The following is a 19618-nucleotide window of genomic DNA, read 5'->3' on the forward strand; positions in this document are numbered from 1 at the left end:
ATTTTTTTGTGAACTTTTCTTAACTTTTCTATTCCCTAAAAAATGGATGAATTTCTTCTCATTTTCGGTTAAATGCAAAAAGTCAAAATGAGTTCAGTATCTTTGCTGAACAATCAAAATTAAAATTATGTACGGAGATATAAAAAATCATTTACAACAAGAAATAGAATCTATTAAAGACGCTGGGCTTTTTAAGGAAGAGCGTATAATCACATCGCCACAAGGTGCGGAAATAACCCTAAATACGGGACAAAAAGTATTAAATTTTTGTGCGAATAATTATTTAGGCTTATCATCACATCCAGATGTTGTTCAGGCGGCAAAAGATACGTTGGACACACATGGTTTCGGGATGTCCTCTGTTCGTTTTATTTGTGGTACTCAAGATATCCATAAAGAATTGGAACAAAAGATTGCCGATTTCTATGGCACAGAAGACACCATATTGTATGCTGCCGCTTTTGATGCCAATGGAGGTGTTTTTGAACCACTATTAACGAAGGAAGATGCTATAATTTCAGACTCTTTGAACCATGCTTCAATAATAGATGGGGTTAGATTGTGCAAAGCTGCCAGATACCGTTACCAAAATAATGATATGACGGATTTAGAAACACAATTAATTGAAGCGAATGCCAATGGTGCACGATTCAAAATTATTGTAACCGATGGTGTATTTTCTATGGATGGTTTAGTTGCACCTTTAGATAAAATATGTGATTTGGCAGACAAGTACGATGCTATGGTTATGATAGATGAATGCCATGCCACAGGTTTCATCGGAGAAACTGGCATCGGTACACTTGAAGACAAAGGCGTTTTAGGCAGAATTGATATCATTACCGGAACTTTAGGAAAGGCAATGGGTGGCGCAATGGGAGGTTACACTACAGCAAAAAAAGAAATTGTGGAATTATTGCGTCAACGTTCTAGACCCTATTTATTTTCAAACTCTTTGGCTCCCGCAATTGTTGGTGCTTCTATTAAGGTGTTTGATATGCTCAAAAACGATACGACCTTGAGAGACAAAGTGGATTGGAACACAAAATACTTCAAAAAAGGCATGAAGGAAGCTGGCTTTGATATCATAGATGGTGATTCAGCTATTGTCCCAGTAATGTTATATGATGCCAAACTATCGCAGAATATGGCGAACATGTTATTGGAAGAGGGTATTTATGTTATTGGGTTCTTTTACCCTGTGGTACCAAAAGACAAAGCTCGAATTAGGGTACAACTATCTGCGGCACATAACCAAGACCAGTTGGATAAAGCAATTTCTGCTTTCATAAAAGTTGGAAAATCGCTAAATGTTATCTGATATCACATAATTATTGATTCAAACACGCCATTTTAGGGCGATGTCCCAATAATTTTATATATTTGTCTTTGTTAATAAATTTTAACATCTTACTTTTACCAACAATTAACACTTAAAAATTAAAATTAATTAGAATATGAAAAATCTTAGCAGATTATTTTTTGTTGCAGTGCTTATCGCAAGTTTTAGCACTTCTAATGCTCAAGACAAGAACAATCCCTGGGCTATTACAATTGGAGCTAACGCAGTAGACGTTTACCCAGTAGGAGAAGACACACCACAAGGTGACTATTTTGACGAGTACTTTAATGTATCAGACCATTGGAATATCCTTCCTTCGCTTTCTACAGTCTCAATTTCTAGATACCTTAGTGACGGTTTCACCTTTACTGCTAAAGGTTCTATCAATAGAATTGACAAGTTTGGTTCTAATTTCGATCCTGTAACAGGTGTAGAAACTACAAACAGCGTTGATGACTTAACTTATTACGGACTTGACGGTAGAGTGTCATACAGCTTTATGGAAGCGCTTAACTGTAAAGTTTTCGATCCTTATTTAGGCGTTGGTGGTGGTTACACTTGGGTAGATGAAATCGGAGCTGGAACTTTAAATGGAACTGTAGGTTTAAATATTTGGTTTTCTGAAAACTTAGGTTTATCACTTGAATCTACTTACAAGCATGCTTTTGAAGATTATTTAACAAAACATTTCCAACACTCAGTTGGTCTTACATTTAAGTTTGGTGGTACTGATACTGATGGTGATGGTATCTACGACCAAGACGATGCATGTCCAGAAGAAGCTGGTTTAGAAATCTTTAATGGTTGTCCAGATTCTGATAACGACGGTATTCAAGATTCAAAAGACGACTGTCCTAATACTGCTGGTTTAGCTGAATTTAACGGTTGTCCAGATGCTGATGGCGATGGTGTTATTGACAAAGATGATAAGTGTCCAGATGTTGCTGGTTTAAAAGCATTAATGGGATGTCCAGATGCTGATGGTGACGGTGTTGCTGACGGAGATGATAACTGTCCTAACGAAGCTGGTCCTGCTGCAAACAATGGTTGTCCTTGGCCAGATACTGATGGTGACGGTGTTTTAGATAAAGATGATAAGTGTCCTAATGAAGCTGGAGAAGTTTCAAACAATGGATGTCCAAAAGTTGAGCCAACTAAAGAAGTGATGGCTACTTTAAACGAATATTCTAGATCTATCTTGTTTAATTCAGGTAAAGCAACTTTCCAAAAGCAAACAGATCAAGTATTGCAATCAATGGTTGCTATCTTTAAAGAATATCCACAAGCTAACTTTACAATAGAAGGTCATACAGATAGTGATGGTTCTAAATCAATGAACTTAGCGTTATCTGATAGAAGAGCTAATGCAGTTAGAGATTATTTAATTGCTAATGGTATTAATTCAGACCGATTAACAGCAAAAGGATACGGTGAGGAAAATCCAATCGCATCTAACAAAACTAGCGCTGGTAAAAAAGAAAACAGACGTGTAGAAGTGAAGTTGAAAAACTAATTACAAACACCTCTAAAATATATTTTAAAAACGCTCCGAAATTCGGAGCGTTTTTTATTTTTATAAAATGATACCTTTTATAAAAACCGTTCTTCTGGATCTTCAATCCAAAAAGTTAAATCTAGAAGATTTATATTTTATACTTCCCAGTAAACGTGCTGGTGTTTTTCTAAAACACCATCTTTCAACATTAATAAGGCAACCGATTTTCACCCCTCAAATACTCAGTATTGAAGAATTTGTGGAAGACCTTTCCGGTTTACAAACATTACCGAATACAGATTTAATCTTTCGGCTTTACGAAACCTATAAAAGCCTAACACCCGAAAATGAACAAGAATCTTTCGAATCATTTTCAAAATGGGCACAAATTTTATTACAGGATTTCAACGAAGTTGACAGATACCTCATTCCCCCAGAACATATTTTTGATTATTTAAGTGCCATTATAGAGCTTAATCATTGGTCTTTAGAAACTAACCCAACGCAACTCATAAAGAACCATCTAAAATTCTGGAAACAACTTAAAAACTATTATGCGGCTTTTAGAAACAACCTGTTACAAACAAAGCAAGGCTATCAAGGTCTTATTTACAGAGAAGCGGTTGCAAACTTAGAGTCCTATATTGAAAAACCAAATGATAGAACCCATATTTTTTTAGGTTTCAATGCATTGAACACTGCTGAAACCAAAATTATACAAGGCTTACTTAATAATAACTTGGCTCACATTTATTGGGATATTGATACCTCTTTTATTGATGATACTATTCACGATGCAGGATGGTTTACGAGGCAACATAGAACCCAATGGTCTTATTTTAAAACTCATCCATTTAATTGGGTAACGTCGCATTATTCGGAAGAAAAAAAGATACACGCTATTGGTATCCCCAAACTAGTTGGACAAGCAAAATACATCGGTCAGATTCTAGAAGAATTGACTGAGAAAGACACCAACTTGTCAAAAATTGCTGTCGTTTTAGGAGAAGAACAGCTTTTACTTCCTGTTCTTAATTCAATCCCTAAAACTATTACTAAACTCAATGTGACTATGGGTTTAGCCTTGCAGTTTGTGCCTTTGGCCTCATTCTTTGAACAGTTGTTTGTCACCCATAAAAATAATCCAAGCCAGTTTTATTTCAAAGATGTCATAAGTTTGCTTTCCCATCCATCTATTTATCCATTATTTGAAACTGATACCAATAATGTTTCAAGCACTATTGTTGCCCATATTCAAAAGCATAACTTGGTTTATCTAACGGTTTCAGAGCTTAAACAAATAGCAAGTTCACATTCAGAAAGCATCGATTTACTTTTTAAATCTTGGGAAAATCAACCTGAAATCGCCTTGAAACAATGTTCTGAACTCATTTTTAAAATGAAAGCGAATTTTGATAACGACAAACAAAATCATAGTCTAGAATTAGAATATCTCTACCGTTTCAATATTTTGTTCAATCAATTGACGGAATTAAATTCCAACTATGACTATCTCAACTCAATTGCCGCTTTACAGACCATTTACAAAAAACTGCTGAGTTCAGAAACTTTAGATTTTAAAGGCGAACCGTTAGAAGGACTTCAAATTATGGGTATGCTGGAATCTCGTGTTTTGGATTTTGAGACCGTGATTATCAGCTCTGTCAATGAAGGCATTTTGCCGTCAGGAAAAACCAATAATTCCTTTATCCCCTTTGATGTTAAGATTGAAAACAAGCTACCCACCTTTAAAGACAAGGATGCCGTTTATACGTATCACTTCTATAGGCTTCTTCAGCGTGCAAAAAATGTTTATATTTTATACAACACGGAAATAGATGCCCTAAAAGGAGGTGAAAAAAGTAGATTTATCACACAACTCAATATTGAAGGCATCCATAATATTAAACATAAAATTATAACACCAGAAGTCCCGATTATTGAACAAAAATTAACTGAAATTATTAAATCACCTTCAGTTATTGAACACATAAAAGTCCTTTCAGAAAAAGGTTTTTCGCCTTCTTCTTTAACCAATTACATAAGAAATCCAATGGATTTTTATTATGAAAAAATATTGGGTATTAAAGAATTTGAAGAAGTCGAAGAAAACATTGCAGCCAATACTTTGGGCTCTGTTATTCATAATTCGCTTGAGGATTTTTACAAACCTTTGGAGGGCTCACTTTTAACTATTGAACACCTTAAAACCTTTAAAATTCAGATCAAAAGCATGGTTACCAAACATTTTGAAAAGCTATATAACAAAAATGGCTTTTCAAGTGGAAAAAACCTCATCATTTTTGAAATTGCCCAACGTTACATTTCAAATTTTCTGAATCAAGAAATCGAGAGTCTCAAAAACGGAAATGAAATTAAAATTTTGTTGATAGAAGCCGATGAAACTATTGACATAAAAATTGAAGGTTTAGATTTTCCTATTAAACTAAAAGGAAAAGTAGATAGAATTGATAGCTTTAACGGCGTCACTAGAGTGATTGACTATAAGTCTGGAAAAGTAGAGCAAAACAACGTGGAAATTTTTGATTGGGAAGCAATAACAACAGATTTTGATAAATACAGTAAATCGTTTCAAATTTTGTGCTATGCCTATATGATGCGACAAAAAAAACTCATCCAATTGCCAATTGAGGCAGGAATCATTTCATTTAAAAATCTCAATGGAGGCTTTTTAAAATTCGGTAAAAAACCATCCTCCCATGCGAGAACAAAAGACCAATTAATAACTGATGAAACTTTAGATCATTTTGAAATTGAATTAAAAAAACTCATCTCGGAAATCTGCAACCCAAAGCTAAATTTTATTGAAAAAGAACTGGAAAGATGAACATAGATAAAAATATAATTTTAGAACGAAAGGATAAAAAATCCATCTTAATTGATACATTTTATTCTGAAGAAAAAATAAATCAACCTATCGTCATATTTTGCCATGGCTATAAAGGTTTTAAGGATTGGGGAGCTTGGAACCTTATGGCAGAACATATCGCTGAAGCTGGATTTTGTTTTGTAAAGTTCAATTTTTCACACAATGGAGGCACAATGGACAACCCAATTGATTTTCCAGATTTGGAAGCTTTTGGACATAATAATTACACCAAAGAACTCGGTGACTTGGAGGCGATTATCAATTGGTCCCAAAGTCATTTCAAAACGAATCCAAACGTCAACATCTCAGACATCAACCTAATTGGTCATAGCCGTGGCGGTGGAATTACAATTATTAAAGCATCGGAAGACCAGAGGATCAAAAAGCTAATCACTTTGGCAAGTGTAAGCGATTTTGGTAGTCGTTCTTCTATTAGTGGTGATTTAAAAGATTGGAAAGAAAATGGCGTTAAGTATGTTTTAAATGGCAGAACAAAACAGCAAATGCCACATTACTATCAATTTTACGAAGATTTTAAAGCCAACGAAAATCGACTTCATATTGAATCTGCTGAAAAACACTTGAAAATTCCACATTTAATCATTCATGGTTCGAATGATACTTCCGTAAACATTAGTGAAGCAAAAGCTTTACAGAAATGGAATCCTAATAGCGAATTTAAGGTTATTGAAGATGCAGACCATGTGTTTAATACCAACCATCCCTGGAATGAAAATAAGCTATCAGCTGCGCTAAACCAAATGCTTGATGCTGTTATAAGCTTTTTAAAATGAAATTAACTAACTGTTTTAAGCCACATTTAAATTATGCGTATTGATACAGTTACTAATTTTTTCAAATAGCAAATCTTTTTTTACGGGTTTGGTCATGTAATCATTCATTCCCAAGGCTAAGGTACGCTTTTTAGTTGCTTCGGTTGCGTCTGCGGTCACGGCAATTATAGGAATAGAAGTAATTAACTTCCCTAAATCACCACTTCTAATTATCGCAGTAGCTTCATAGCCATCCATAATAGGCATTTGCAAATCCATAAGGATTAAATTGTAAACGTCATTTTTAAGTGCCGTAATAGCTTCTTTTCCGTTTTCAGCTACAGTAAAGCTTGCATCAGGAAAACTACTCAACAATTTTTTCATGACCATTTGATTGAGCTTATTATCCTCAACAATAAGAATATTTAATTTCGTATCTATAGTTTTAAGGACTTTAGATGTATCTTCTTCAACTGATTCACTTGCTATACGTACTAGAGGAATTTCGATAAATACATCAGTTCCTTCGCCTGCAACGCTTTCTACTTGTAGTGTTCCATTAAACAAGCTGATTAAATGCTTTGAAATGGTAAGCCCAAGACCAATGCCTCCAAATTGACGTTTATTGTTTAAGCGCATTTGGTTAAAACTGTCAAAAATGTGATTTTTACTTTCTTCATCCATTCCAACTCCTGTGTCAGAAATTTGAAAATAAAATCGAGTAATGCTGTTAGGCTTCGTTAAACATTTTAATTTCAAGAATATATGACCTTCGTTTGTAAATTTTACAGCATTCGCCAAAACATTATTTATAATTTGGGCAAAACGATCCGCATCACCACAAACTTTTAGCGGAATTTCAGAATCCATTTCAAAACTATAATTCAATTCTTTTTTCTGTGCTTCAAACTTCCAGTTATTACTAATGTCCTTTAAAATTGAAACAGGATTGAACTCTTCCTCCTTGAGATGAAGTTCATTTTTCTCAATGCGTTCAAAGTCTAAAACATCATTTACATTACTCAGTAAACTCATAGAAGCATTTTTAATAATTTGATACTTCTCTATGTTTTCTTTATCGTTATTGGTATCAGAAAGTGCGGATTCTGCCATTCCCATTATAGCATTAATTGGCGTGCGCAATTCGTGACTAATATTAGACATAAAATACGTTTTAAGCTCACTAATTTCCTCTGACTTTTTCAGAGCTAATGCTTGGGATTTTTCGTTGTCTTGTCTTAATTTTTTAATAAGATTGGTCATGGATAGTGATAACAGAACTACTTCTATGCCAGAACCAAACTTAGAACTGTTTAAGGTATAGAAATTACTTTGTAACAGTCCTAAATTGTTCATTACAAAACCAAGTAATCCAATAACGAGAAACAATATGCCCAAGCTGAAATATATATCTACAGAAATACGTTTGTACCACATTGTAAACACAGTAGCCAAAATGAGCATCAAACTGAACAAACCATTGATGTTACTAATTGGATACGCCAATTCAAAGGTCTTTGGACTTATAAAAAGCATCAAAAACACTATAGCTAAACTAGCATAAATGGCATTGTATGCCTTTTTAAAATTTGGTAAGTTGAATTTTACGTTTAAAAAATGTTCACAATATTTAAGCAAAAAGAAATTTGAGGAGATAGCGGTTATAAGCACCATTCGGCTATTAAAAAAGCCACCGTTTGGAAATAAATATTGATAGATGAAACCATCTAAAGCCGCTTGCATTAAGGCAATAGAAAACACGTAAATACCATAGTATAAAAAGGTTCTATTTTTTAAACTGCTATAGAAAAAGAGGTATATAAAACCTGCTAATAATAAAACACCATAAAAAAGACCTAGAAATAACTGTTGTTTATAGTTATCTATAAAAAATGAGGATTCATCATATAACGTAAGTGGGAGATTTATGGCTTCACCATCACTCGTCATTTTCATGTAAAACAACTGCTCTGCTTGTGCCGGTAAATCTATTTTAAAAATAATTTCACGATGTTCTACATCACGCTCGCTAAAGGCATTTTGGTCGCCATTTTTAAATGTTCTGATTTCTGGTTTAATTTCATACAAATTAATCACATCGGTAATTGGCCGTCCTGTTTTTAGATAGTAAGACGTCTCAGAATCTGAAGTATTTTTCAATCGGAATCTTATCCAATAATTATCAGAGGTAAAACCAAAATCATGGTTTGCAGATTCCAATTTTTTATAGGATAGTTCTTTATTATTTAGAACCTCTTCAATGGTATAGTCCGTTTTATCTACATGGACATATTCAGAATATTCAAATAGTTGACCAGTGGAACTTTCAGGATCGAAAGCTGATTTTTGAGCATACAATGTTGATGCTAACAAGCAGGTTAATAGTAAGATTCGTTTCATGTTTGGGGCATTAAACTGGTGCTAACATACGAAAAAAATATTAAGTCAGTTTTATTTTAATAAAAAAAGCGTGCCGAAACACGCTTTCTGTGGAGAAGATCGGGCTCGAACCGACGACCTCTTGACTGCCAGTCAAGCGCTCTAGCCAACTGAGCTACATCCCCAAATTATTTTTCCTCCATCGTCGACCTGCTGCAGATTTTAAATATTTTTCACGATTTCGAGCTTCTATTCTTGTTTTATGCTCTTCTTGATAAATATACTTCCATGGTCTATATGGTTTTGTTGACTTTACATGACCTGCATTATGTGCTTTCAACCGAATTACAGTATCTGATGACATGCCTATATAGTATTTATCAAATTTAATACTATATATGATATAAACCGTAAACATTATTGCGTAAAATATCAAGCTAGCCAACTGAGCCTGCCCGAATGAATTCGTTCAGGCGGGCTACATCCCCAAATATTATTTTGTAAATATAACTTATTTCAACCCACTTAAAACTAAAACAGGCATTTTAGTACTATGAAAATCCTTCTTTAAAATGGTGTTTTTCTCCCAAAGCTTAGTAAAAAATCCTCTTTTTCGTCTTACTACACATAATAAATCCGGATTATTTTCCTTGTAATGCTCTAAAAAAGCCATAAATGTTGTAGGACTTTCAGCCTTTGTGGTTGTAGTAATGATAGATTTTAATTCATCATTGACATCAAAATCATGTTTTTTATGATGTGGTGTTTTTACCAAAAGAAGCGAAACGTCTGCTTCGAATTGTGTTTTAATCGCTTTTAATGGATACAAGACATTTTCTTTTTTAATCGTAGCGGATTTTAGGGCTAACAAAAGTTTTGAAAATGGTTTAAACGTATAACCTTCAGGAACAATTAAAGCCGGAATCTGTGTTTGCTTTATAATTTTACCAGATGTTTTTCCTAAATAAACTTCCTCTTTTATGGAGTTGGTGCGTGGTTCTAAAACAATTAAGTCAACTTCCAATGCTTTACACACCTTTTCTAATGTGTCTATTAATTTCCCTTTAAACGTTTTAGCAATTACCTCCACCCCTTTTTTATCAATGGACGCCATATGCGTTTCTAAAAAGGATTTTGACTCAGCTTCTAATATATGATCTATCTTAATCATTGTACCAGCTTTGGTATAAACATTATATATTTGAACAACATATATTTTTGCACCAAACGCTTTTGCAAAATCAACAGCATATTGTAGATGTGATTGTGCGTTTTTAGAGGACCCAACAGGAACTAATATCGTTTTCATAATTAGAAAATTGAAGTTTATATTGGCACAAAAGTAAACATTATAAATGATTCGTAAGGCAGAAGAAAAAGATATTGATTGTATTATAAGCATCACAAAAGCCTGTGCTAAACATATGATTTCCAAAGGTATTTATCAATGGAATGCAAATTATCCGAATGCAAAAGCCTTTGAAAATGATCTAAAACGAAATGAGCTTTATGTTTTGGAAATCAACCATCAGGTTTCTGGATGCCTTGTGATTTCTACTTTAATGGATAAAGAATATGTTCCTATTAAATGGTTAACCTCAAATAAAAACAATATTTACATTCATCGTTTTGCTATACATCCAAAGCATCAAGGATTGGGCTTTGCACAGCAACTTATGGCCTTCGCAGAGCAGTTTGCTATTGATAACAATTATAGCTCCATTCGATTAGATACCTTTTCGCAGAACAAAAGAAACCAAAAGTTTTACGAACTTCGCGGTTATAAACAATTAGGCGATATTTATTTTCCAAAACAAAGTGAGTTTCCCTTTCATTGTTATGAACTAGTATTGTGAGCACAGCTATAACCTTAAAACAAATCAATAAGCTCGCCATTCCAGCATTAATTTCTGGTGTGTCCGAACCTATTTTATCTTTAACCGATGCCGCTATAATCGGAAATATGGAACAGAATGCCACTGTTTCATTAGCAGCTGTTGGTATTGTTACCACATTTTTATCCATGCTAATATGGGTATTAGGACAAACCCGAAGTGCCATTTCTTCAATTATTTCTCAGTATTTAGGTGCTGGAAATGTTGAAGCTGTCAAAAACCTACCTGCTCAAGCTATTTTTGTTATTACCGGTTTGAGCCTCATAATCATCGCAGTTACTTTTCCTTTGGCTTCACAGATTTTTAAACTTTACAATGCTTCTGGAAGTATCTTGGATTTTAGTGTGGATTATTATCGCATTCGTGTTTTTGGCTTTCCGTTTACCTTATTTACCATTGCTGTATTTGGCACGTTTAGAGGACTTCAAAACACCTACTATCCTATGTTGATTGCGATTTCAGGTGCGGTTTCCAATATTGCCTTGGATGTCATTCTTGTTTATGGTGTTGAAGATGTTATTCCTGCCATGCACATAAAGGGAGCTGCTTATGCAAGTGTCATTGCCCAGCTCATTATGGCATTTCTCTCGGCTTTTTATTTGCTTAAAAAAACAGATATTCCTTTATGGGTAACCTTGCCTTTCAATACAGAAATGAAGCGGTTTACTTTAATGATTCTTAATTTATTCATTAGAACCATAGCCTTAAATATTGCTTTGTATTTTGGAACGAGCTTTGCCACAAAATATGGCGAAAGTTATATCGCAGCCTATACCATCGCCATTAACCTCTGGTTTTTAGGGGCTTTTCTTATCGATGGTTATGCAAGTGCTGGCAACATTTTATCGGGAAAATTATTTGGAGCAAAAGCGTACAAAAGCCTCATTGAATTGAGCAATAAATTGATTAAATATGGTATTCTAATGGGACTTTTTATGGGGTTAATAGGTGCTGTTTTTTATTACCCACTAGGAAACATATTCAGTAATGACGAAAAAGTACTCTCTAAATTCTACGACATATTTTGGATTATTCTGGCCATGCAGCCTCTATGTGCCTTAGCCTTTATTTTTGATGGTGTTTTTAAAGGGCTTGGTAAAATGAAATACCTTAGGAACGTACTTCTATTTTCTACACTTTTGGTTTTTGTTCCCGTTATTTATTGGACAGATAGTTTAGACTATAAACTTTATGGTATTTTTATAGCTTTTACGCTTTGGATGGTGGCGCGTGGATTGCCATTAATCATAAAATTCCGTAAAACATTTAAAACCCTTGCTCAAAAATCTTAAATTTGATCGATAAATAGATTTAAAAAATACTTTATGGATATTCTTGGTTTTTTAGGCGGAAACGGCTTATTCCTAATTTTAGGAATTGTTCTTATTGTGGTCTATTTTTATAACCGAAATAAAAGACGCTAAAAACTATTTAACGTGTTTTTAGCCAGCCCGTTATGCTCATTCTTGGCGTGTTTACTGGTTTTACTTCGTGCTCAATAATTTGACTTTCAAAAATTACAACCTTACCAGGAAAAGGATAAATAACTTTATCTTCTTTATCTAAATATAAAACCAATTCCCCTCCATTTTCAGGTTTCCAATCTTCACTGTTAAGGTAACAAACAAACGATAATTTGCGTCTGTCGTCATTCTGAAAAGTATCTAAATGCCTCTTATAAAACGTATCTTTAGGATATATGGCATAGTGAAACTCTTTTTGATTAATGCCCAAAAAACAGGTTAGGTTAAGATAGTCTTTTAAATCATTTATTTTGTTGAAAAACAATTGCTCAGCAGCATTAATAAAACGTTCATCAATCCAAAGAATAATATCGCCTCTTACCGCTTTCTTCACCACCTCATTCACTTTATTGCCTATTGCAGATTTTTTAAAGGTGTCTTCCTCGTGTTTATGGAGCAACGACTCACGCAATGCTAAAACCTCAGCATCGGTAAAAAAATCGTCTATAATACTGTATTTTTGCGTCGAAATGTCTGAAATGATTTTTTCATACAGTACATTTTCAACAAACGGAATAGCTTCAAACAGCTTGCTCACCTTTGGCTAGGGTAATAATTATAGATCATAGTCTCTAAAAAAAGTAGGCAAATGTAGTTTAAAAACCAATTCGTTTTACATTTATAATATCTTTGCAACACAAATAGAATAGTATGAGTAAAATTCGAATTACAAAACAATTTTCTTTTGAAACCGGACACGCGCTTTACGGCTATGATGGCAAGTGCAAAAATGTTCATGGCCATAGTTACCGCTTAAATGTTACGGTAATTGGCAAGCCTATTTCTGATTCGAACAATGTGAAATACGGCATGGTCATTGATTTTGGCGATTTAAAAAAAATCGTGAAAGAAGAAATTGTAGACGTATTTGACCACGCCACTGTTTTCAATAAAAACACACCACACGTTGAGTTGGCTAAAGAGCTAGAAGCTCGAGATCACAACGTTTTGTTAGTAGATTATCAACCCACTAGTGAAATGATGGTTATTGATTTTGCTGAAAAAATACAAAAAAGATTACCTAATAACATAAAATTATTTTCATTAAAACTTCAAGAAACGGCATCTTCTTTTGCAGAATGGTACGCTAGTGATAATGACTAATCCAAATCACATACATCTTCCCGAAGGAAAAAAAATCTATTTCGCATCAGATAATCATTTAGGCGCACCAACAAATGATGCTTCAAAACCTCGTGAAAAAAAGTTTGTGGCTTGGTTAGATGACATTAAGCATGATGCCGCAGCTATTTTTTTGATAGGCGACTTATTCGATTTTTGGTTTGAATACAAAACTGTGGTTCCAAAAGGATTTACAAGAACCTTAGGGAAACTGGCAGAAATTAGTGATTCAGGCATTCCTATTCATTATTTTGTGGGCAATCACGATTTATGGATGAACGGTTATTTTGAAGAAGAACTAGGAATTCCTGTTTATTATAAGCCAAAGGAATTTACAATACACAATAAAACGTTTTTTATTGGTCATGGTGATGGTCTAGGACCTAAAGACAAAGGCTATAAACGCATGAAAAAAGTGTTTACCAATCCTTTGTTTAAATGGTTGTTTAAATGGGTTCATCCAGATATTGGCGTTAAGATTGGTCAATATATGTCCGTAAAAAATAAAATGATTTCTGGCGATGACGATGCTAAATTTTTAGGCGAAGAAAACGAATGGTTAGCGATTTATAGCAAACGCAAACTTGAAGATAAACATCGCGATTTCTTTGTGTTTGGGCACAGACATTTGCCTTTGGAAATTCAATTGAACGAGAAATCAAAATACATTAATCTTGGCGATTGGATTCAATATTATACTTATGGCGTTTTTGATGGAGAGCACTTTGAGTTGAAGACTTGGGAGTAAACCTTATAATAAAAATCCTGAAATAGGTTGATGATTATTAAAAATATAAGTGACTAGATATTTGTCATCCTTTTTTTCAAAAAAATGTACCAAGTGGTTCTTTTTGTACTATTATAAAACATATAATAACTTCCAAAATGCACTAAAGTAAATGGAGTCGTTTTATATGGAAAATCAGAAATATTATTATCAATAAAATCCAATAACTTGTCTTTATAACTTAAAGCGTCTTCCATAAACCCAAAGTAATGGTTTTTATAAAGAGAAAACACTAACTCATTTACATAAGTTATCACTTGTGGTCTATAGTAAATAATTACTTCTCCCAATTCAAGGATTTTATATACGCTGTAGTTTCCTCTTTCAATTGTTGAGAAGTTATAGCATTTTTTACAGCTTCATCAAAACTTTCATTTTTAGCTCTTTTAAATTCAAAAATCTGATTGATAATCTCTGGATCTTCAATAGAGGAAATCCATTTTATAAGCATCTTTTTTTTCGCAACTGTAGTCATTCTATATAATTATTCATCTAGTATATAAAGATACTAAAAAATGAAATAGTCGCTTATGAATATATTAAAAACACTCTGTTATTGTTTTTGTTGGAGATAATTTTGAATTTTATTCAAAAGAAAAAAAAGAGTCCAATGGACTTCATCTTCAATGTAAAAACATCTTTTAGGCTCCAATAGGATATAAAAAGTTACTAGTTAACTAGCCTTTTCATGCTCCTCAACATCCTTTCTCAAATCGAGCTTTCTAAACGATGGCGAAACTACTGCTGTAGTCACAACCGTTATCAAAGTCATAGTGCCACCAAAAACAACTGCTGTTGCAGTTCCCATTAATTTTGCAGTTAAGCCACTTTCAAAAGCACCTAACTCGTTAGAAGAACCTACAAACATAGAATTTACAGAAGATACACGTCCGCGCATGTGGTCTGGAGTTTTCAATTGAAGAATGGTTTGTCTAATGACCATAGAGACACCATCAGTAACTCCACTAAAAAACAAGGCAACTACGGAAATCCAAAAGGTTGAAGACAATCCGAAAACAATGATACAGACCCCAAATCCGAAAATAGCGACGAGTAATTTCATACCTGCATTTTTACTGATAGGGATATAAGCCGTCACTAACATAGTCAAAAATGCACCAACAGATGGTGCAGCTACTAAAATACCAAAGCCTCTTGGACCTACTTTTAAAATATCTTGAGCAAAAACAGCTAGTAAAGCCACTGCTCCACCAAATAATACAGAAACCATATCCAAGGTTAATGCGCCTAAAATCGCTTTGGTTTTAAACACAAAATTCACACCTTCCTTTAAACTTTCTACCATTGGCTCTCCAATTTTAGGATTTAAAATCGGTTTCTTTTCAATCTGAAACAAGACGGCCAACGCAAATAAAACTAATCCAAAAATGATACATAATGACCAATGTACACCAATCCAACTAATTGAGAAACCAGCAAAACCAACTCCTAATACACGAGCCATTTGCCAAGTAGAGCTATTCCATGTGGCTGCATTCGGATAGATTTTTTTGGGAACAATCAAGGCGACTAAGGAGAATATTGAAGGCCCGAAAAAGGAACGTAAAAAACCACCGAAAAACACCAAAGCATAAATAGAATACAAAATCGAATTTGTTGACCAAGCTGCTGTTATTTGAGGTGTTGTTAACCAAAATAAGCCAAAACTGATTAAAGAAAATGCGGCAATACAAATGGCCAAAAGGTTTCGTTTTTCACGCTGATCTACAATATGACCAGCAAAAAGTGCCATTCCCAAAGCTGGAATAATTTCCATTAATCCAATAATACCAAGAGATAATGGGTCTTTAGTCAATGCATACACTTGCCATTCAATCACTACAAATTGCATCGACCAACCAAAAACTAAGGCGAAACGTACAATTAAGAAAATATTAAATTCCTTATGTCTCAGTGCTGCGTATGGATCATTTTTTGCCAATTTAATCTACTCAGTGACCTATCAAGGTCTTATTTATTTTTTGTACAAATGTAGAATAAGCTTTGATCTTATTTCAGTTTTGTATCAACTTAAATGCAACACGTCTATTTAATTGCCGTCCTTCTTCGGTTTCATTGGTAGAAATGGGTTCTGTACTCCCAAAACCGAAAGATTTAATTCTTTTGGAATCAACCCCTTTTGCAATTAAATAATCCGCCACAGCTTTTGCTCTTTCTTCTGATAATTCTCGGTTTCTCATTTCTAGACCAATGGTATCCGTATGACCATAAATTTCAATATTTAAAATCATTTCTTCATTTAGATACTCGTAAAGCTTATCGAGTTCTATAATAGAAACCTCTAATAGTTCAGCTTTGTCAAATTCGAATAAAACATTTTTAACGGTATAAACGGCATTGGTCGCAATGGTTTCTTTTAAATTTTTAAGTGGTACAATTGAAACATCATCGATGTAATAGTATGAAAAGGGCTCATATTTGGATGTTTTGGTTTGCTTTTTTTTAGTATCTGAATTGGTGTTGAAATTTCCTATTATAAAATAGTTTTCAAATCCATCTGCCGTATAAGTGAATGTAACTTCCATCCAATCTTTGAAACTATTATAGAACGTTTTATTAAATGTTGGACGAAATTTTAAATTGGGAATTCGCTTTGCAAATAATTTAGCATTAATATTAACGTTGCTTTTGGTGGCATTAAACTTTTCAGACGTCATCAATATCCCAAATTCTTTAAGGGCGTATCTCGAATTTTCTGCTAAACTGATATAAAATGTAACCTGGTACTTTTCCCCTTTTTTTAAGGTCGATTTTAAGGTGCCTTGAATATATTCCCTATAATCATTCTTGAAATGCATATAAATTCCGGCATATCCATGTCCCGACCTAGCGTTTTGATACCCATTAAAGTTCTTAAACGCCATTTTTTCACTGCACATATTAAAGTAATCGGTTGTTCCGCTATTGGGTATGGTCCAGTTTGTAACATTTTGATCAAACAAACTCACATCTAATGGACAGTCATTGAATTCTTCAAAACTTGGGTTTAATACCAAATTTTGACTTGTTGAAATAAGACAACTAAGACTAACGAGAAATAGGATGAGCCGTTTCATAAGATCTATAATCAACTTAAAGATAGTGGATTATATTTTAAACATGTCCGTTTCTAGATACTGAAATTGATTCCACACAAAATGCCTTCGAGGTATTAGTTGTAAAACCTTTTAGGTTTTGAAAACCTGAAAGGTTTTGTCAAATTTATAGATTCAAGCCTTAATATCCTTTAATTTCAACTGCAAACTCACAGAACCATTCCAATGATTTTCATCTATGGAATAGGCTGCACTGAACATTTTTTTCTCCTTAATGATGTTGATTTTATCGCCTAATCCAAAACCAATACAGACAATTTTATCATTAAATGATTGTGTGGCTGTTAAGCGCAAGTGCTTATCATCTTCGCCAACACATTTTCCCCAACCGGTATCTTTTATATTTTGCGACATAAAAACAGGCGACATATTGCCTGGACCAAACGGTGCAAACTGACGGATAATGCGCAACAATTTATTATTAATTTGACTCAGTTCAATATCCAAATCGATTTTAAGTTCTGGAGTTAATGATTTTGGATCTATGGTTTCTTTGACCACACTTTCAAACTTTGCTTTGAACGCTTCATAATTTTCTGGCAGTAAGGTTAATCCTGCAGCGTATTTATGTCCACCGAATTGTTCTATATGCTCCGAACAGGCTTCCAAAGCATTGTAGACATCAAAACCGGAAACAGATCTTGCCGAAGCCGCTAATTTATCGCCACTTTTTGTAAAGACCAATGTTGGTCGGTAATAGGTTTCTATTAATCTGGAAGCGACAATTCCAATGACACCTTTGTGCCAAGTTTCGTCATAAACGACTGTGGTAAAACCTTCTTGTTCGTTTTTTTCTTCAATTTGAATTAAAGCTTCTTGCGTAATGCGTTTATCTGTTTCTCTTCGGTCTGTATTGAATTGATCAATATCAACTGCATATTCAGCTGCAAGGTTAAAATCAGTTTCCGTTAAAAGCGTCACGGCATGATTACCATGTTTCATTCGCCCTGCCGCATTGATTCTTGGTGCAATAATAAAAACGACATCAGTAATAGTAAGTTCATCTTTTTTCACTTCGGCAATCATGGCTTTCATGCCTGGTCTTGGATTGGTGTTTATAACCTGTAATCCTAAATAGGCCAAAGCTCTATTTTCATCCACAATAGGCACAATATCCGCACCAATCGCAGTAGCTACCAAATCAAGATATTCCACTAAATCTTCAACGGTTTGTCCCTGATTTGAAGCCAAAGCGGTTATGAGTTTAAAACCCACTCCACAACCACATAATTCTTTAAAAGGATAGTCGCAATCTTTTCGTTTTGGGTCTAAAACCGCAACAGCATCAGGAATAGTTTCGCCTGGTCTATGATGATCGCAGATAATAAAATCAATACCTTTTTCTTTGGCATAAGCGACTTTCTCAATGGCTTTTACTCCACAATCCAATGCAATTATCAATGAAAATCCATTATCATCAGCAAAGTCAATACCTTTATAAGAAATGCCATAACCTTCATCGTAACGATCTGGAATGTAAGTGGCAACGTTTTGGGTTCTCGTTTTTAAATAGGAAGACATTAAAGCCACAGACGTTGTACCATCAACATCATAATCGCCATAAACCATAATATTTTCTTGGTTTTCGATGGCCTTTTCGATTCGTGCAACAGCAATGGCCATATCTTTCATTAAGAATGGATCATGAAGATCCTCAAAACTAGGTCTGAAGAATGTTTTGGCCGCTTGATAACTATCGATACCTCTTTGCAATAATAAGGTAGCAATGATGTCATCGACTTGAAGTGTCGTTTTTAGTTCTTCAACTTTTGATGCTTGTGGTTTTGGTTTAAGTGTCCAACGCATGATTCCCTTTTAATTCCCCAAAGGGGAAACTGTTATGTAATTAATCTTATATTTTAGTACTTATATGAAAATGAATATGAGTTTCAACCTTAGCGAATCGTCTAAACATTTCCATGACGCCACAATATTTTTCAACCGATAAGTTGACAGCGCGCTCACATTTTTTCTTGTTTATATCCGAACCATAAAAATGATAATCCACAACGACAGAGTGGTAATATTTAGGGTGTTCCTCGGTTAATTCGCCGGAAACATCCATTTTAAAATCGTCAATTTCGACTTTCATTTTATTGAGCGTAGAAATCACATCCAATCCTGAACAACCAGCCAATGACGAAAGCATCATTGCTTTTGGTGCCATTCCTGAATTTGTACCTCCAGATCCTTCGGAAGCATCCATCATAATCGATGGCCATCTCGGATTATCGGATTCAAAAACCATATTTCCTTTCCAATGTGTTGTTATTTTATCTGCCATTCCTAAAAGTTT

18 protein-coding genes and 1 tRNA gene are annotated in these 19618 nt (G+C 34.1%); 8 read left to right on the forward strand and 11 right to left on the reverse strand.

Annotation, left to right across the window (positions count from 1 at the left end; genetic code table 11):
• Positions 1–127: 127 nt before the first annotated feature.
• From kbl to HM987_RS17710, 4 genes are all read left to right on the forward strand, one after another.
• A complete protein-coding gene (gene kbl / locus HM987_RS17695) occupies positions 128–1321 on the forward strand; it encodes a glycine C-acetyltransferase (RefSeq protein WP_179009338.1) in 1194 nt (397 codons plus the stop codon).
• Between the two features lie 136 nt (positions 1322–1457).
• The gene (locus HM987_RS17700; protein ID WP_179009339.1) at positions 1458–2855 is read left to right on the forward strand and encodes an OmpA family protein; all 1398 of its coding nucleotides are present in this window, start codon (positions 1458–1460) and stop codon (positions 2853–2855) included.
• Positions 2856–2922: 67 nt separating this feature from the next.
• Positions 2923–5685 (forward strand): PD-(D/E)XK nuclease family protein, encoded by a 2763-nt coding sequence (locus HM987_RS17705; RefSeq protein WP_179009340.1) that lies wholly within the window; start codon positions 2923–2925, stop codon positions 5683–5685.
• Positions 5682–6521: an alpha/beta hydrolase family protein gene (locus HM987_RS17710; protein WP_179009341.1), complete on the forward strand. Its 840-nt coding sequence runs from the start codon at positions 5682–5684 to the stop codon at positions 6519–6521. The genes HM987_RS17705 and HM987_RS17710 overlap by 4 nt, the downstream gene beginning before the upstream one ends.
• Positions 6522–6536: 15 nt before the next feature.
• On the opposite strand, the gene HM987_RS17715 is transcribed toward HM987_RS17710, so the two are convergent.
• The 4 genes from HM987_RS17715 to HM987_RS17730 all read right to left on the reverse strand — a co-directional run bounded on the left by HM987_RS17715 (position 6537) and on the right by HM987_RS17730 (position 10188).
• On the reverse strand, positions 6537–8900 hold the full coding sequence (locus tag HM987_RS17715) for a hybrid sensor histidine kinase/response regulator (RefSeq protein WP_179009342.1): 2364 nt from the start codon (positions 8898–8900) through the stop codon (positions 6537–6539).
• Positions 8901–8990: 90 nt separating this feature from the next.
• Positions 8991–9064: transfer RNA gene (locus HM987_RS17720), tRNA-Ala, on the reverse strand.
• Entirely contained in the window at positions 9055–9297 is a 243-nt protein-coding gene (locus HM987_RS17725; protein ID WP_179010137.1) for a GIY-YIG nuclease family protein, read from the reverse strand. Before HM987_RS17725 ends, HM987_RS17720 begins: the two co-directional genes overlap by 10 nt.
• Before the next feature lie 93 nt (positions 9298–9390).
• On the reverse strand, positions 9391–10188 hold the full coding sequence (locus HM987_RS17730) for a universal stress protein (protein WP_179009343.1): 798 nt from the start codon (positions 10186–10188) through the stop codon (positions 9391–9393).
• A 46-nt stretch (positions 10189–10234) separates the two neighbouring features.
• Here HM987_RS17730 and HM987_RS17735 point away from each other — a divergent pair, with 46 nt between their 5' ends.
• Together HM987_RS17735 and HM987_RS17740 are read left to right on the forward strand one after the other, a co-directional pair.
• Positions 10235–10735 carry a GNAT family N-acetyltransferase gene (locus tag HM987_RS17735; RefSeq protein WP_179009344.1) on the forward strand — a complete coding sequence of 167 codons (501 nt, stop codon included), beginning with the start codon at positions 10235–10237 and terminating at the stop codon, positions 10733–10735.
• Positions 10732–12066, forward strand: coding sequence for an MATE family efflux transporter (locus HM987_RS17740; RefSeq protein ID WP_179009345.1), 1335 nt, complete (start codon positions 10732–10734; stop codon positions 12064–12066). The genes HM987_RS17735 and HM987_RS17740 overlap by 4 nt, the downstream gene beginning before the upstream one ends.
• Before the next feature lie 139 nt (positions 12067–12205).
• Here HM987_RS17740 and HM987_RS17745 read toward each other — a convergent pair whose 3' ends face one another.
• Positions 12206–12835, reverse strand: a complete 630-nt coding sequence (locus tag HM987_RS17745) for a 2OG-Fe(II) oxygenase (protein WP_179009346.1) — start codon at positions 12833–12835, stop codon at positions 12206–12208.
• A 113-nt stretch (positions 12836–12948) separates the two neighbouring features.
• Here HM987_RS17745 and HM987_RS17750 point away from each other — a divergent pair, with 113 nt between their 5' ends.
• Positions 12949–13401: a 6-pyruvoyl trahydropterin synthase family protein gene (locus HM987_RS17750; RefSeq protein WP_178991596.1), complete on the forward strand. Its 453-nt coding sequence runs from the start codon at positions 12949–12951 to the stop codon at positions 13399–13401.
• Positions 13402–13411: 10 nt separating this feature from the next.
• Positions 13412–14167: a UDP-2,3-diacylglucosamine diphosphatase gene (locus tag HM987_RS17755; RefSeq protein ID WP_179010139.1), complete on the forward strand. Its 756-nt coding sequence runs from the start codon at positions 13412–13414 to the stop codon at positions 14165–14167.
• 53 nt (positions 14168–14220) lie between these two features.
• Here the strand turns inward: HM987_RS17755 and HM987_RS17760 are convergent, their stop codons facing one another.
• The 6 genes from HM987_RS17760 to HM987_RS17785 form a co-directional block, all read right to left on the reverse strand.
• Positions 14221–14496 (reverse strand): hypothetical protein, encoded by a 276-nt coding sequence (locus tag HM987_RS17760; protein WP_179009347.1) that lies wholly within the window; start codon positions 14494–14496, stop codon positions 14221–14223.
• Positions 14484–14681, reverse strand: a complete 198-nt coding sequence (locus HM987_RS17765) for a hypothetical protein (RefSeq protein WP_179009348.1) — start codon at positions 14679–14681, stop codon at positions 14484–14486. The genes HM987_RS17760 and HM987_RS17765 overlap by 13 nt, the downstream gene beginning before the upstream one ends.
• A 198-nt stretch (positions 14682–14879) precedes the next feature.
• Entirely contained in the window at positions 14880–16148 is a 1269-nt protein-coding gene (locus HM987_RS17770) for an MFS transporter (RefSeq protein ID WP_179009349.1), read from the reverse strand.
• A 73-nt stretch (positions 16149–16221) separates the two neighbouring features.
• Positions 16222–17283 (reverse strand): OmpA family protein, encoded by a 1062-nt coding sequence (locus tag HM987_RS17775; protein ID WP_179009350.1) that lies wholly within the window; start codon positions 17281–17283, stop codon positions 16222–16224.
• 153 nt (positions 17284–17436) lie between these two features.
• A complete protein-coding gene (gene recJ / locus HM987_RS17780; RefSeq protein WP_179009351.1) occupies positions 17437–19128 on the reverse strand; it encodes a single-stranded-DNA-specific exonuclease RecJ in 1692 nt (563 codons plus the stop codon).
• A gap of 46 nt (positions 19129–19174) precedes the next feature.
• Positions 19175–19606: an OsmC family protein gene (locus tag HM987_RS17785; protein WP_179009352.1), complete on the reverse strand. Its 432-nt coding sequence runs from the start codon at positions 19604–19606 to the stop codon at positions 19175–19177.
• Between the last annotated feature and the right edge of the window lie 12 nt (positions 19607–19618).

The organism is Winogradskyella forsetii (assembly GCF_013394595.1).
Lineage (GTDB): Bacteria > Bacteroidota > Bacteroidia > Flavobacteriales > Flavobacteriaceae > Winogradskyella > Winogradskyella forsetii.